This is a genomic window from Aeromonas sp. EERV15 (genome assembly GCF_900079845.1).
Classification (GTDB): domain Bacteria; phylum Pseudomonadota; class Gammaproteobacteria; order Enterobacterales; family Aeromonadaceae; genus Aeromonas; species Aeromonas sobria.
This window is the reverse complement of sequence record NZ_FKKY02000007.1, coordinates 1-14,062: the sequence shown is the minus strand read 5'-3', so window position 1 is coordinate 14,062 and position 14,062 is coordinate 1. Positions and strand designations below refer to the sequence as shown.

Here is a 14,062-nt window from a genome sequence, read left to right as displayed (position 1 = left end):
TGGCCCTTTTTAATCTCGACTGACAGCGGGATTCAGTGGCTGCCGCGCAGACCAGTCTCCATCATACGGCAGTTGTGATCCGCCAGACGGGTCATGAAATTCTCATCAACCTTGAGGCCGAACACCTGCTCGTAGAGATCTTTCATCACGAACGGCTGCCACATCATGCTGAGGAAGGAGATCTTCAGCATCTCGGGATCCAGGTTATCACCCAGCTCGCCGTTGGACTTCATGGTTTCCAGCAGGGCGTCGAACTGCGGCAGCTGGCGTTCCAGCAGGCGATTCAGCACAAAATCCCGACCAGGACTCTTCTCACTAGACAATGCGCTGGAGATAGCTGAAGTCAGCTCGCTGTTGGGCGCCATCACCTGATAGTAGGTATTGAGCATCTCATTGATGCTGTGATTGCTCTGCTCATCTTGCCAGGCGTGATCAAGAGGCTCGGCCACATCGCCCAGCACAGCTTTGTAAAGGCCCTCTTTACTGCCGAAGTAGTAGTGGATCATGGCCAGATTCGAGCCAGCCAGCTCCGCGATTTCGCGGGTAGTCACCTTGCTATAGGGAGTATTGAGAAAACGCTCACGGGCAGCAGCAAGCAACTTGTCACGAATGTCAGAACGTCCGACCGGACGACCAGGTCTACGTTTTTCCATGAAACACCTCAGATAATGCAGTCAATGCTGATAAGTCGATCTGGTTGTGCAAATAATCGAGCACAGCAGGAATGACCAGATAATCGGTCATAGGCCGAATATGGGACAAGGAAATTTGCAGTCCTTTACAATCCGATTAAATATCTCAGCAGATTGCTCCTGACAATCCAGGTTGACACAGCATAAAAATCTCGATATTGGTAAAAGCGTTATCGACTGGATGGAACAACAACGTCATGCATATCGCCACCCCGCTACTACTACTTTCCCTAATCGCGTTAACTCGCGCGGGATCCTTGTAGCCGGGCTAAGGCATAGCCGGAATTTACAAAAACCCGTGCACCCTGCACGGGTTTTTTTATGCCGCAGCAGGATGCACGTTACCGAACTTAGGAAGAGGGAAGTCACATGTCAGATAGGGTCATCATATTCGACACCACCTTGCGCGATGGTGAGCAGGCCCTGGCGGCCAGTTTGACAGTCAAGGAGAAGCTGCAGATCGCACTGGCACTGGAGCGGCTCGGGGTCGATGTCATGGAAGTGGGCTTCCCGGTCTCCTCTCCCGGCGATTTTCAATCGGTGCAGACCATAGCCCGCCACATCAAGCACAGCCGGGTCTGCGCCCTCGCCCGCGCCCTGCCCAAGGATATCGATGCCGCCGGCGAAGCCTTGCGGGTCGCCGACGCCTTTCGTATCCACACCTTTATCTCCACCTCCTCCATCCATGTGGAGAGCAAGCTGAAAAAGAGCTTCGAGGATGTGCTGGAGATGGGCACCAGCGCCATCAAGCACGCCCTGCGCTACACCGACGATGTAGAGTTCTCCTGCGAGGATGCGGGCCGCACGCCGATTGACAACCTCTGCCGCATGGTCGAGGCCGCTATCAAGGCGGGCGCCCGCACCATCAATATCCCCGATACCGTGGGCTATACGGTGCCAACCGAGTTCTCCGGCATCATCCACACCCTGTTCAACCGGGTACCCAACATCGACAAGGCCATCATCTCGGTGCACTGCCACGACGATCTGGGGCTCTCGGTCGCCAACTCCATCGGCGCGGTGCAGATGGGGGCTCGCCAGATCGAGTGCACCATCAACGGCATCGGCGAACGAGCAGGCAACTGCTCGCTGGAAGAGGTGGCGATGATCCTCAAAACCCGCGCCGATCTGCTCGGACTGCATACCAACATCCGCCACAACGAAATTCATCGTACCAGCACCCTGGTCAGCCAGTTGTGCAACATGCCGGTGCAGCCGAACAAGGCGATCGTCGGGGCCAATGCCTTCTCCCACAGCTCCGGCATCCATCAGGATGGGGTGCTTAAGGCAAAAAATACCTACGAAATCATCACCCCCGAAAGCATTGGCCTGACCCAGAACAACCTCAACATGACCTCCCGCTCCGGCCGCCACGTCATCAAGCACCGGATGGAGTCCATGGGTTATGCCGAGAGCAGCTACGACCTTGACCACCTCTACGGCAAGTTCCTGACCCTGGCCGACAAGAAGGGGCAGGTGTTCGACTACGACCTCGAAGCACTGGCCTTCTTCAGCCAGATCCACGAAGAGCCTGAGCACTTCAAGCTGGAGTACCTCGGGGTGCAGAGCGGCAGCTCGGTGCTGGCCACCGCCTCGGTCAAATTGAAGGTGGGGCAGGATCTGGTGTGCGAAGCAGCCACCGGCAACGGCCCGGTGGATGCGGTTTACCAGTGCATCAACCGCATTACCGGCTATGACATCCGCATCGACAAATATGCCCTCAAAGCCAAAGGTGAGGGGGAAGATGCCCTCGGTCAGGTGGATATTGTCGCCGAATACAAAGGGCGCAAATTTCACGGCATGGGGTTGGCCACCGACATCATCGAATCCTCGGCCCACGCCCTGCTCCATGTGATCAACAGCATCTGGCGCGCCGATCAGGTGGCAGAGCAGATGGAACGCAATAACAGCATCAAATCAGAAACCGTCTGAACAGGACTCGGAACCAAACAGATGGAATGGAATGACAGCATCAAATCGGAAACCGTTTGAGCAGGACTCGGCGCCACACAGACGGCATGGAATGACAACATCAGGACGGGGAACGTCTGAACCGGCATCCGCGCGCAGCGTCGGGGAAACCGGGCAGAGGGATCTCAAAGACAATATCAGGATGGAGAGTGTATGAGCAGTTATCGGATCGCAGTATTGCCGGGTGACGGTATTGGCCCGGAAGTGATGGCCGAGGCCGTCAAGGTGCTGGAGAAGGTGCAGGCCAGGTTCGGCCTCGCCTTCGAGTATGATCGCCATGACGTGGGCGGCATCGCCATCGACAACCACGGCACCCCGCTGCCGCAAAGCACCATCAAAGGCTGTGAAGCGGCCGATGCCGTGCTGTTTGGCTCGGTCGGCGGCCCGAAATGGGAACATTTGCCACCCAACGATCAGCCGGAACGCGGCGCCCTGCTGCCCTTGCGCGCCCACTTCAAGCTGTTCTGCAACCTGCGTCCGGCCCGCATCTACACCGGTCTGGAGCAGTTCTCCCCGCTGCGGGCCGACATCTCCGATCGCGGTTTTGACATCGCCTGCGTGCGTGAGCTGACCGGCGGCATCTACTTCGGCCAGCCCAAGGGGCGCGAGGGTGAAGGAGCGAACGAGAAGGCGTTCGACACCGAGGTATACCATCGCTTCGAGATTGAGCGCATCGCCAAGATTGCCTTTGAGTCGGCGCGGGTGCGCCGTGGCAAGGTCACCTCCATCGACAAAGCCAACGTGCTCGCCTCCTCCATCCTGTGGCGCGAGGTGGTGACGCAAGTGGCCAACTCCTATCCGGACGTGGCGCTGAATCATATGTATATTGACAACGCCACCATGCAGCTCATCAAGGATCCCTCCCAGTTCGACGTGCTGCTCTGCTCCAACCTGTTTGGTGACATTCTCTCCGACGAATGCGCCATGATCACCGGCTCCATGGGGCTGCTCCCCTCCGCCAGCCTCAACGAATCGGGTTTCGGCCTGTTCGAACCAGCCGGTGGCTCGGCCCCAGACATCGCAGGCAAAGGGATCGCCAACCCCATCGCCCAGATCCTCTCAGCCGCCCTGATGCTGCGCTACAGCCTGGGTCAAGAAGCCGCAGCTCAAGCCATCGAGCAAGCCGTGGCCCAGACCCTGGCCGAGGGTTACTTCACCGCCGACCTGCATCAGGCCAGCGCCTGCCATCCGGTGCAGAGCACGTCCGAGATGGGCAGCCAGATCGCCGCCCGGATCTGAGCTAAAGAACAGATAACAAGGAAGAGAGAAGCAATGGCCAAGACCCTCTATCAGAAAGTATTCGACGCCCATGTGGTACGGGAAGTGGAAGGGGAAACGCCCCTCATCTACATCGACCGCCATCTGGTGCATGAAGTGACCAGCCCTCAGGCATTCGACGGCCTGCGGGCCATGAACCGCAAGCTGCGCCGCCCGGATCTGACCTGGGCCACCATGGATCATAACGTCTCCACCACCAGCAAGGACATCGCCGCCTCCGGCGAGATGGCCCGCATCCAGATGGAGACGCTCGCCGACAACTGCAAGGAGTTCGGGGTTCGCCTCTACGATCTCAACCACAAATATCAGGGGATCGTCCATGTGATGGGGCCCGAGCTCGGCATTACCCTGCCCGGCACCACCATCGTCTGCGGCGATTCCCACACCGCCACCCACGGCGCCTTCGGTTCGCTGGCGTTCGGTATCGGCACCTCCGAGGTGGAGCATGTGATGGCGACCCAGACCCTGAAACAGGGCCGCGCCAACACCATGCGCATTTCAGTCAACGGCAAGCTGGCCGAGGGCATCAGCGCCAAGGACGTGGTGCTGGCCATCATAGGCCGGGTCGGCCATGCCGGTGGTACCGGCTACGTGGTGGAGTTCGCTGGCGAGGCCATTGCAGGCCTCTCCATGGAAGGGCGGATGACGGTGTGCAACATGGCCATCGAGCTCGGCGCCAAGGCGGGGATGATTGCACCAGACCAGACCACCATCGACTACATCCGTGGCAAGGAGTTTGCCCCCAAGGGCGAGGCACTGGAGCAGGCCATCGCCTACTGGCAGAGCCTCAAGAGCGATGACGGTGCCCACTTCGATGCCGAGGTTATGCTGGACGCCGCCGATATCGCCCCGCAGGTCACCTGGGGTACCAACCCGGGGCAGGTGATTGCCGTCAATGAGCCGATTCCGGCACCGGAATCCTTCAGCGATCTGATGGAGCAGCAGTCCGCCCGCAAGGCGCTCGCCTACATGGACTTGCAGCCGGGCCAGAAGCTCTGTGATGTCGCCATCGACAAGGTGTTTATCGGTTCATGCACCAACAGCCGCATCGAGGATCTGCGTGCCGCCGCCGCCATCGCCCGTGGCCGCAAGGTGGCCGCCGGGGTGCAAGCGCTGGTGGTGCCGGGCTCCGAGCAGGTGAAAGCCCAGGCCGAGGCCGAGGGGCTGGACAAGATCTTCCTCGAGGCGGGCTTTGAGTGGCGCCTGCCCGGCTGCTCCATGTGTCTGGCCATGAACAACGACCGGCTGCAACCGGGGGAGCGCTGCGCCTCCACCAGCAACCGCAACTTTGAAGGGCGTCAGGGCCGCGCCGGCCGCACCCATCTGGTGAGCCCGGCCATGGCCGCCGCCGCCGCCGTCACCGGCCGCTTCGCCGACATTCGCGTGCTGTAATTACGAGGAGAACAAGATGACAGGCTTCAAGCAACACAAAGGGATCGTCGCCCCCCTCGACAGCGCCAACGTCGACACCGACGCCATCATTCCCAAGCAGTTTTTGCAGAAGGTAAACCGCATCGGTTTTGGCAAGCACCTGTTCCACGACTGGCGCTTTCTGGACGATGCCGGTCAGCAGCCCAACCCCGAGTTTGTGCTCAACCAGCCACAATTCGACGGTGCCAGTATCCTGCTGGCCCGTGAGAACTTCGGCTGTGGGTCGAGTCGCGAGCACGCCCCCTGGGCGCTGGCCGACTACGGTTTCAAGACCGTCATTGCCCCGAGCTTTGCCGACATCTTCTACGGCAACGCCATCAACAACGGCATGGTGCCGGTACGCCTGAAAGAGGAAGAGGTAGAGGCGCTGTTCCAGCTGGTCGCCGCCAAGCCGGGCATCGAGATTGAAGTGGACCTGGAAGCCAATCAGGTGCGAGCAGATGAGCTCAGCTTCAGTTTCGAGATCGACGAGTTCCGCCGCTACTGCCTGCTCAACGGGCTGGATGCCATCGGCCTGACCCTGCAACACGAAGCCGCCATCAGTGCCTTTGAGGCTAAGCAGCCAAACTGGATTTAACGCGCCAGTTGCAAAAAAACGAGTAGAATCAACAGGGAGCTTCGGCTCCCTGTTTTACTGTTCGCTATGCTTCCCACTTTGGGCCACCGGAACTGGCCCGTGCAACAGGAAAGGATGATGAAGAGACCGACGGCAATCCCTCTGCTCTGTGCCCTGCTGCTAACCCTGCCTGTGGGCGCCAGCCAAACCAGCTTCAACAACAGCCTCGGCCAGATAAACGTCGGCTGGCGGGATAGCGAAGGCAAGCCCCAGCAGCTCACCTACCGGCTGGAACAGGGCAAGCTGCCGCCCCTTATCGCCTATCGCCCGGCCAGAATGCAGGAGGAGGTTCTGCAGGTATTGCTACGGGAGGTGCGCCAGAACTACCCCGAGGTGCAGTTCACCCTCACCCGCCCCACGCTGGAGCTGCATCTGAAAAGTCGCAATCAGGATAAAGCGCGTGAAGCGATGGCCTGGCTGGAATCACAGCGCAGCAAAGAGGAGCTGGCGTGGCTGACCGAGCACTACTTCCAGTACTTCACAACCCCTGACGGACAACTGGCGGTCAAGCAAGATCATCCGCGCATTGCGCTAGAGAGTCGCAGCACCTTGGCACCGCTGGCGGGTCAACTCAAGCAGCAGGGGAGCACCGAAACGGAAGCGCGCCAGAAAACCGTGGCTCATATGCTGACCTTTATCCAGAGCATCCCCTACCAGCAGTTGGATAATCTCAATGGACGGCAAGGCAAGGGGTTTCTCGCTCCTCGCCAGGTGTTGGAACAGAATCGGGGCGATTGCGACAGCAAGGTGGCCCTGATGGCCGCTATGCTGGCCCAACTCTTTCCCGAGCTGAAACAGGCCATGGTGTTCGTCCCCGGCCATGCCCTGCTGGCCGTTGACCTGCCAGCCAAACCGGGGGATGCCACCATCAGCTGGCAAGGGCAATCCTATCTGCTGCTCGAGCCCACAGGCCCCGCCACCTTGCCCGCCGGCCAAATAGCATCGACCAGCAAAACGCTGGTCGATAGTAAACAAATCAGTGTGCAACCGCTTCAGGCCAACAAGTGAGCCTATCAATCTCAGGCTCACACAGTGACCAATGACGACGATTGATTAGCGCGCTGACTCAAGCCACGGGTAAAAACTCTATCGCCAACAGCAAGCCATCATCCTCGTCCAGCACCCGAATGATGCGGGCCTGCGCTTCGAAAGGGGGCAGCAGGTTGTTGTGCGTGGCCAGGCTAACCCGGATCGGCAGATTGATGTCGAGCTGGTGTTCAGATACCGCAATCCCCATGCCGTTGGCACTGAGATCCCGGCAGACTCCCTCCAGCACCTGCTGTTGCTGATAAACAGTGACCGGAGCATTGATGACCATGCGCGCAAAGGCACGCCTTTCCTTGGTATTGGTAAGCACGCGAACATCCTCTGTTGGGTGGGCGTCATCTCATGGGTATTGCACAATTGTGCTGGTCTACCCAAAAGAACGTTAATACAATGCGGTTCGTTTCTCAAACGGGGTGCGGTTTACCGCTGAGATTATACCCGTATACCTGATCCAGATAATGCTGGCGGAGGAATTTGAGGCATGGCGCTCACTTTTTGCGCTCTCACCCGCTGGCACCTCATTATTAACAAGTAATAGGGAGTGCCATCAATGAAAACCCTGCTGCTGGTCACCACCGGCCTGCTGTCGGCCAATGCGTTCGCCGCCGACACCCTCACCGTCTACACCTACAGCTCCTTCACTGCCGAGTGGGGCCCGGGCCCCAAGATCAAGCAAGCCTTCGAGAAAGAGTGCGGCTGCGTCCTCAATCTGGTTCCCCTTGAAGATGGCGTTGCCATCCTCAACCGGTTGCGGCTGGAGGGCAACCACAGCAAGGCCGATCTGGTGCTGGGGCTCGATGATGCCCTCATCAGCGAAGCCAAGCAGAGCGGCCTGTTCGCACCCCATCCCACTAACCTCGACGGCATCAAGGTGCCGGGTGGCTGGCAGGATAAGACCTTCGTCCCCTACGACTACGGCTACTTCGCCTTTGTTTATGATAAGGAGAAGCTCAAGCAGCCACCCAAGAGTCTGAAAGAGCTGGTGGAGCGACCTGACCTCAAGGTGATCTATCAGGATCCCCGCACCTCTACCCCGGGACAGGGGCTGATGCTGTGGATGAAGTCCGTTTATGGCGACAAGGCGCCCGCAGCCTGGGCCGAACTGGCCAAGAAGACGGTCACCGTCACCAAGGGGTGGTCAGAGGCCTATGGCATGTTCCTCGATGGCGAAGCGGACATGGTGCTCTCCTACACCACCTCCCCCGCTTACCACCTGATTGGCGAGAACAAGCCCCAGTATCAGGCTGCCGCCTTCTCAGAGGGTCACTACCGTCAGGTGGAAGTGGCCGCCAAGCTGAACAGTGCCACTCAGGGCAAGCTGGCCGATCAGTTCCTGCAATTTATGGTGAGCCCCGCCTTCCAGAACGAGATCCCTACCGGCAACTGGATGTATCCGGTGATCGACACCCAACTGCCCAAGGGCTTCGAGCAGATGATCACCGTCAGCAAACCGCTGGCCTTCAGCGCCGATGAGGTGGCCGCCAATCGCAAAGGGTGGATCCGCGAGTGGCTGCAAGCCGTCACCCAGTGAGCCGTAACGCCCTGAAACCACAGGCTCGTCCCCTCTGGTGGCTGCCGGGCAGCGCAGCCACCCTGTTGATCCTGCTGTTGTCCCTCGGGCCGCTCGTGGCCCTGTTGTGGCAAGCCGGTTCGCTGGCGCCACGCACCCTGCTCGCAGATCCTTATCTGCGCCATGTGCTGGGCTTCAGTCTGGGGCAGGCACTGCTCTCCACTCTGCTCAGTCTCGGGCTGGCCATTCCGGTGGCCCGCGCGCTGGCGCGGCGCCGCTTCATTGGCCGCACCCTGCTGATCAAGCTGTTTGGCCTCTCGTTGGTGCTGCCAGTGATCATCGCCATCTTCGGTATCGTGGCGGTACACGGCAAACAGGGGTGGCTGCCGCAGCTACTGCGATCACTGGGGCTGGATCCCGGCAACTACCTCTACGGCCTGTTCGGCATCCTGCTGGCCCACGTCTTCTTCAACATGCCGCTGGCGGCCCGCCTGATGCTGCAGAGCATAGAGAGCATTCCCGAATCGAGCTGGCGCCTAGCCAGCCAACTCGGCATGCGCTCATCTCACATCTTCCGGCTGCTTGAGTGGCCGCTTATTCGCGGCATATTGCCGGGACTGGCCAGCCTCATCTTCATGCTCTGCTTCACCAGCTTCACCACCGTGCTGGCGCTGGGGGGCGGGCCGAAATCCACCACGCTGGAGGTGGCCGTCTATCAGGCACTGCGCTTTGACTTCGATCTCGCCACCGCGGGCGGACTGGCGCTGGTGCAGCTGATCCTGACCGCTGCCCTGCTCGCCCTGCAACACAAGCTGCAGAGCACCCCAGCCAGTCGGGTAACACCGCGCCGCCCCTGCTTGCGCCCGGATCGCCATCAACCGGGCACAGCCGTGGTGGATCTGCTTTCGCTCTGCATCGGGCTCGCCATCTTTCTGCCGCCCCTGCTGGCGATTGTGGTGGCCGGTCTCCACCCCGGCCTGCTGACGGCGCTCACCTCAAGCAAGCTATGGCAGGCGAGCGGCCAGTCGCTGCTGATTGCGCTGGCGGCAGGCACCCTTGCAACCCTGCTTGGCAGCGGCCTGTTGCTCACCAGCCGTCACCTCAAGGTGCGCACCCGCCAGCGGCGCGCTGCGGCCATGTGGGAGGCCAGCGGCTCGATGATCCTGATGATCCCGGCGGTGGTGCTCTCCACCGGTCTCTTCATCCTGTTTATGCCGTTCACCGATGTCTTCGCCCTCGGCCCCTGGCTGGTGGTGCTGGTAAACGCTCTGATGGCGCTGCCCTATGTGCTGCGCACCCTCTCAGCCCCCATGCAGCTGGTGGTACGCCAGTACGACCGGCTGGCCGACAGTCTGGGGGTACGCGGCCTGCATCGCCTGCGACTGGTGGAGTGGCCACTGCTGCGCCGCCCGCTGGCACTGGCGATGGCGCTGTCGATGATCCTCTCGCTGGGGGATCTCGGTGCCATCGCCATGTTTGGCAGTCAAGAGCTTACCACCCTACCCTGGCTGCTCTATCAACAGCTCGGCAGCTACCGGCTGACCGACGCGGCCGCCACCGCCCTGCTGCTGCTCACACTCTGCTTCTCCCTGTTCTGGCTGGTTGAACGTGGTCTTGGAGGAAAAAATGGCGAGCATCATTGAGATACAAAACGCCTTGTGGCCCTGCGCTAGCGTTTCTGCGGCAGTTCTCGCTAGTCGAACGGACCCTTTGAGGAGGAAAACATGCTGAACATTGATACGCTTGCTACCAGCTACCCCGACTGGCGCGTCAGCTTCAGCGCGACCCTGCCCAAGGGAGAGATCACCGCGCTGATCGGCCCAAGTGGCGCAGGCAAATCGACCCTGCTCGGGATGATCGCCGGCTTCGTGCCGGTGGAATCAGGTCACCTCAGTTTCGATGGTGAAGATCTGCTGCCGCTGGGCCCCGCCGAGCGACCAGTCACTACCCTGTTTCAGGATCACAACCTGTTCCTCCACCTGTCGGTGTTCGACAATATCGCCATCGGCCTGCATCCGGGTCTGCGCCTGAGTGACGCCCAGCGGGCACAGGTGATCGATGCTGCCGGGCGGGTCGGTCTTGGCGATATGCTAAGCCGCCAGCCTGAGCAGCTCTCCGGCGGCCAGCAACAGCGAGTCGGGCTGGCCCGCGCACTGGTACGGGGCAAGCCGCTGCTACTGCTGGATGAGCCCTTCTCGGCCCTCGATCCCGCCCTGCGCAGGGAGATGCTGGCGGAAGTGGCCCGCCTCGCCTGCGAGCAGGGCATTACCGTGTTGATGGTTTCCCACAATCCAGAAGATGCCCAGCTTATCGCCGATCAAGTGCTGTTCGTTGACGAGGGGCGCATCGCCCTGCAAGGCAAACCCGACATCCTGCAAACCAGCGATCATCCCGGGCTGCTGCGCTACCTTGGTCGCGCTCTCGCGCCATAGTGGATGGCCAACAAGCTGATGGTCTCCCCCTATCATGCCGGAAGATGCCCAGCTCATCGCCGATCAGGTGCTGTTCGTCGATGAGGGGCGCATCGCCTTGCAAGGCAAACCCGACATTCTGCAAGGCAGTGATCATCCCGGGTTGTTGCGCCACCTTGGTCGTGCGCATATCTCATAACGGGACACCCGCATCAAAAAAGGGGAAGCCGGATGGCTTCCCCTTTCTCATGCACAGATCCCGTTAAATCAGAGATTTTCCTCGGCGAACGAGGCCAGTCGGCTGCGCACCACGCCGTTGAGGAAGATGTTGGCGCTGCCGTCGAAATCCTTGAAACGCTCGACGATGTAGGTGAGACCCGAGGTCACCGGGCTCAGGTAGTTGGAATCGATCTGGGCCAGGTTACCGGAGCAGACGATCTTGGTTCCCTCGCCACAGCGGGTGATGATGGTCTTGATCTGGGACGCGGTCAGGTTCTGGCACTCATCCAGCAGCACAAAGGTGTTCTGGATGCTGCGCCCGCGCATGAAGTTGACCGATTTGAACTGGATGTTGGCCTTCTCCATGATGTAGCTGAGCGAGCCACTCATGTTCTCGTCCTGCTTGTGCAGCACCTCCAGGGTGTCGGTCACCGCCGCCAGCCAGGGCATCATCTTCTCTTCTTCGGTGCCGGGCAGGAAGCCGATGCTCTCGGCAATTTCCGGGGTATTCCGGGTGACGATCACTTTCTCGTAAATGCCCTTCTCAATCACCAGCTCCAGTGCTGCAGCCATTGCCAGCAGGGTCTTGCCGCAACCAGCCGGGCCAGTCAGGATCACCAGATCGATGTGTGGATCGAGCAGGGCATCCAGCGCCATCCCCTGATAGACGTTCTTGGGATGAACACCCCACGCCTTGCGGGACATCAGCCGCTCGCGCCCCAGATCCTTGATGCGGATCTTGCTGCCATCGTGGCTGAGCACACGGGCGGCGAAGAAGTTCTCCTCGTCGATCAAGTACTGGTTGACGTGAATTCCTTCGAGCAGGTTGTCGTCGATCACATGAATGGTATCGCGGCCATGGGTCTCGCTCTCGCACTCGCCGACCCGCTCCCAGAAGCTGCCGGGCACCACCTGAAAGCCTTTGGCCAGCAGGCGGATATCGTCGATCAGTTGGTCACTGCGATAATCTTCAACACGGGCGAGCCCTGCACCTTTTGCTTTGAGACGCATGTTGATGTCTTTGGTGACCAGCACCACCTGACGCTTCAACTCATGCTTTTGCAGATAGAGGGCCGCGTTGATGATGCGGTTGTCGGCTTCCTTGTCGGTAAAGACTTCGGCATCCTGCGGCAGGTGGTGATCGCTGAAGATGCAAATATTGCCGCTCGCTTCGCCAGCCAGCGGAACGCCCTGGGTGATCTGCTCCGGCGTTGCGTCACGGAACACATCTTCCAACGCACGAATGGCCACCCGCGCGTCGCGGCTGACATCCTTGTTGCGATCCTTGATGTTATCGAGCTCTTCCAGCACCGTCATGGGGATGAGCACGTCGTGCTCTTTGAAGGAGTAGATCGCGAGGGGTTCGTGAAGCAGAACGTTGGTATCCAGGATAAACAGCTTTCGGTCCGTATTGTCCATAAGCATTCTCCTTGGCACTGAAGGGCCACGTGTGTGAATCTCAGATGTCATTGAAACCACACGGCCGTGACAGTTTTATTACCCTCAACGCTACGCCCGATTTTACTATCACGCAACAAATCACTTGGCCGAGCGTTTTGATTGCCCATAAAAACAGCAATAAAAAGACCGGTACACAGACCGGTCTTTTTGCTTTCGCTCAATGAGTTAAACACATCGGTCAGCCACGCTGGGAGGCGCTGCTGAGGCTGTTAAGTAACCATCCTTGAGCACCAGCCCCCTTGCTTTAGCACTGATAGCAGAGCCCAGCATTGGTCGCAAAGCCACGATCAGCAGATCTCCGAACCAGGGCACTCAACTGATTAAGTAACTGAACGAATGAATACTCAGAGATAGATTAGGGCTTCTTAACGTAGACGGTCGGTGTTTCACCCGCCATATTCAGATAGAACTCGTAGACACCATCGCTATCCGGCGAGAACTTCATATCCTCATACTTGGAGCAGGGATTGACCGGCACCGCCTCACCACCCAATACGGCGACACCATCACTCGGGCTCTTGTAGCCAAAGTTACTACCGCAGCTCCAGCTCGAGTCAGCAAACTTGAACTTGTAGGGTGCCCACTCCTTCTTGAGCGTCCCTTTGGCCATGTAAAGCTTGTCGGCCACCTTGACCACCTTGCTTTCATCGGTCGCCATCCAGTCGTTCATCTCCCCACGCAGGTAGATGGACTTGCCACCGAAGTCACTGTTGTCTGCCCCAGCCTGCTCAGCACCACCATTGGATGCACAACCGCCTAATACCAGGGTTCCCGCCGCCAGCATCATCGTTACTGTTTTTTTGAACATGTGTCCATTCCTCAAATTATTGTGATTCCTTGGTCCATCGACGTGGACTGAAGTATTAAACCAGAGCAGGTATCACAAGAAAGGTAGAGGCATCACACTCTGTGCTTTTTATGTGCAACCGATTAAACGGTTGAATAAAAATAGAACGACAAGTGAATGAAATTTAGGCGACAGGGAAGATAGTCTATACAAAACAGACGTGAAACGATCGATAATTAGCCAGATAACTGATTTTCAGCCAATAAAAAAACCCCGCTCATCGAGCGGGGTTTCTTGTATTGGGTGCCTGGCAGTGTCCTACTCTCGCATGGCGAATGCCACACTACCATCGGCGCTACCGCGTTTCACTTCTGAGTTCGGCATGGGATCAGGTGGTTCCACGGCGCTATGGCCGCCAGGCAAATTAATTCAATCTGAGAAAGCTGATGTGAATAACGACTGGGTCATTATCACTGAATTAGTTAAGTAGTTCGTTCACTTGCTACAAGGCCCAGAACACTTCTTGGGTGTTGTATGGTTAAGCCTCACGGGTAATTAGTATGGGTTAGCTCAACACGTCGCCGCGCTTACACACCCCACCTATCAACGTTGTGGTCTCCAACGGCCCTTTAGGACCCT

Annotated in this window: 12 protein-coding genes, 2 rRNA genes, 1 pseudogene and 1 riboswitch; of the genes and pseudogenes, 9 read left to right on the top strand and 6 right to left on the bottom strand. The window is 58.9% G+C overall.

Translation table 11 applies throughout. The features are described 5' to 3' along the window. Nucleotides 1-32: 32 nt before the first annotated feature. A complete protein-coding gene (locus BN4575_RS07515; protein WP_042018605.1) occupies nucleotides 33-653 on the bottom strand; it encodes a TetR/AcrR family transcriptional regulator in 621 nt (206 codons plus the stop codon). A 408-nt stretch (nucleotides 654-1,061) separates the two neighbouring features. On the opposite strand from BN4575_RS07515, the gene leuA reads away from it, so the two are divergent. The 5 genes from leuA to BN4575_RS07490 all read left to right on the top strand — a co-directional run bounded on the left by leuA (nucleotide 1,062) and on the right by BN4575_RS07490 (nucleotide 6,996). After that, nucleotides 1,062-2,624, top strand: a complete 1,563-nt coding sequence (leuA, locus tag BN4575_RS07510; RefSeq protein WP_068977748.1) for a 2-isopropylmalate synthase — start codon at nucleotides 1,062-1,064, stop codon at nucleotides 2,622-2,624. A gap of 192 nt (nucleotides 2,625-2,816) precedes the next feature. Then, nucleotides 2,817-3,902: a 3-isopropylmalate dehydrogenase gene (gene leuB / locus BN4575_RS07505; RefSeq protein WP_068977747.1), complete on the top strand. Its 1,086-nt coding sequence runs from the start codon at nucleotides 2,817-2,819 to the stop codon at nucleotides 3,900-3,902. 33 nt (nucleotides 3,903-3,935) lie between these two features. Further along, nucleotides 3,936-5,333 carry a 3-isopropylmalate dehydratase large subunit gene (gene leuC / locus BN4575_RS07500; RefSeq protein ID WP_068977746.1) on the top strand — a complete coding sequence of 466 codons (1,398 nt, stop codon included), beginning with the start codon at nucleotides 3,936-3,938 and terminating at the stop codon, nucleotides 5,331-5,333. 16 nt (nucleotides 5,334-5,349) lie between these two features. After that, a complete protein-coding gene (gene leuD, locus BN4575_RS07495) occupies nucleotides 5,350-5,949 on the top strand; it encodes a 3-isopropylmalate dehydratase small subunit (RefSeq protein WP_068977745.1) in 600 nt (199 codons plus the stop codon). A 117-nt stretch (nucleotides 5,950-6,066) separates the two neighbouring features. Next, the gene (locus BN4575_RS07490; RefSeq protein WP_068977744.1) at nucleotides 6,067-6,996 is read left to right on the top strand and encodes a hypothetical protein; all 930 of its coding nucleotides are present in this window, start codon (nucleotides 6,067-6,069) and stop codon (nucleotides 6,994-6,996) included. Between the two features lie 58 nt (nucleotides 6,997-7,054). Here BN4575_RS07490 and BN4575_RS07485 read toward each other — a convergent pair whose 3' ends face one another. Continuing rightward, nucleotides 7,055-7,345 (bottom strand): PilZ domain-containing protein, encoded by a 291-nt coding sequence (locus tag BN4575_RS07485; RefSeq protein WP_042018611.1) that lies wholly within the window; start codon nucleotides 7,343-7,345, stop codon nucleotides 7,055-7,057. A gap of 89 nt (nucleotides 7,346-7,434) precedes the next feature. Then, nucleotides 7,435-7,525, top strand: a riboswitch (TPP riboswitch). Nucleotides 7,526-7,585: 60 nt separating this feature from the next. Here BN4575_RS07485 and thiB point away from each other — a divergent pair. The 4 genes and pseudogenes from thiB to BN4575_RS21695 all read left to right on the top strand — a co-directional run. Further along, a complete protein-coding gene (gene thiB, locus BN4575_RS07480; RefSeq protein ID WP_068977743.1) occupies nucleotides 7,586-8,566 on the top strand; it encodes a thiamine ABC transporter substrate binding subunit in 981 nt (326 codons plus the stop codon). Further along, complete coding sequence (gene thiP / locus BN4575_RS07475; protein WP_068977742.1) at nucleotides 8,563-10,188, top strand: thiamine/thiamine pyrophosphate ABC transporter permease; 1,626 nt, start codon at nucleotides 8,563-8,565, stop codon at nucleotides 10,186-10,188. The genes thiB and thiP overlap by 4 nt, the downstream gene beginning before the upstream one ends. Nucleotides 10,189-10,269: 81 nt before the next feature. Next, nucleotides 10,270-10,977 (top strand): thiamine ABC transporter ATP-binding protein, encoded by a 708-nt coding sequence (gene thiQ, locus BN4575_RS07470; protein ID WP_068977741.1) that lies wholly within the window; start codon nucleotides 10,270-10,272, stop codon nucleotides 10,975-10,977. Between the two features lie 37 nt (nucleotides 10,978-11,014). Further along, nucleotides 11,015-11,155: pseudogene (locus tag BN4575_RS21695) on the top strand (thiamine ABC transporter ATP-binding protein); the annotation flags it as partial. A 68-nt stretch (nucleotides 11,156-11,223) separates the two neighbouring features. Here the strand turns inward: BN4575_RS21695 and BN4575_RS07465 are convergent. From BN4575_RS07465 to BN4575_RS07450, 4 genes are all read right to left on the bottom strand, one after another. Then, nucleotides 11,224-12,594: a PhoH family protein gene (locus tag BN4575_RS07465; protein WP_042018617.1), complete on the bottom strand. Its 1,371-nt coding sequence runs from the start codon at nucleotides 12,592-12,594 to the stop codon at nucleotides 11,224-11,226. 397 nt (nucleotides 12,595-12,991) lie between these two features. After that, nucleotides 12,992-13,444 (bottom strand): pullulanase, encoded by a 453-nt coding sequence (locus BN4575_RS07460; protein ID WP_068977740.1) that lies wholly within the window; start codon nucleotides 13,442-13,444, stop codon nucleotides 12,992-12,994. Between the two features lie 284 nt (nucleotides 13,445-13,728). Continuing rightward, nucleotides 13,729-13,843, bottom strand: a 5S ribosomal RNA gene (rrf, locus tag BN4575_RS07455). A gap of 114 nt (nucleotides 13,844-13,957) precedes the next feature. Next, nucleotides 13,958-14,062 (bottom strand): 23S ribosomal RNA (locus BN4575_RS07450); the annotation flags it as partial.

Excerpts from the sequence above, each read along its gene's own strand:
- leuD (WP_068977745.1), top strand. The coding sequence starts at position 5,350 with ATGACAGGCTTCAAGCAACACAAAGGGATCGTCGCCCCCCTCGACAGC.
- leuA (WP_068977748.1), top strand. The coding sequence starts at position 1,062 with ATGTCAGATAGGGTCATCATATTCGACACCACCTTGCGCGATGGTGAG.
- thiB (WP_068977743.1), top strand. The coding sequence starts at position 7,586 with ATGAAAACCCTGCTGCTGGTCACCACCGGCCTGCTGTCGGCCAATGCG.
- BN4575_RS07515 (WP_042018605.1), bottom strand. The coding sequence starts at position 653 with ATGGAAAAACGTAGACCTGGTCGTCCGGTCGGACGTTCTGACATTCGT.
- BN4575_RS07460 (WP_068977740.1), bottom strand. The coding sequence starts at position 13,444 with ATGTTCAAAAAAACAGTAACGATGATGCTGGCGGCGGGAACCCTGGTA.
- BN4575_RS07490 (WP_068977744.1), top strand. The coding sequence starts at position 6,067 with ATGAAGAGACCGACGGCAATCCCTCTGCTCTGTGCCCTGCTGCTAACC.
- BN4575_RS07465 (WP_042018617.1), bottom strand. The coding sequence starts at position 12,594 with ATGGACAATACGGACCGAAAGCTGTTTATCCTGGATACCAACGTTCTG.
- leuB (WP_068977747.1), top strand. The coding sequence starts at position 2,817 with ATGAGCAGTTATCGGATCGCAGTATTGCCGGGTGACGGTATTGGCCCG.
- thiQ (WP_068977741.1), top strand. The coding sequence starts at position 10,270 with ATGCTGAACATTGATACGCTTGCTACCAGCTACCCCGACTGGCGCGTC.
- leuC (WP_068977746.1), top strand. The coding sequence starts at position 3,936 with ATGGCCAAGACCCTCTATCAGAAAGTATTCGACGCCCATGTGGTACGG.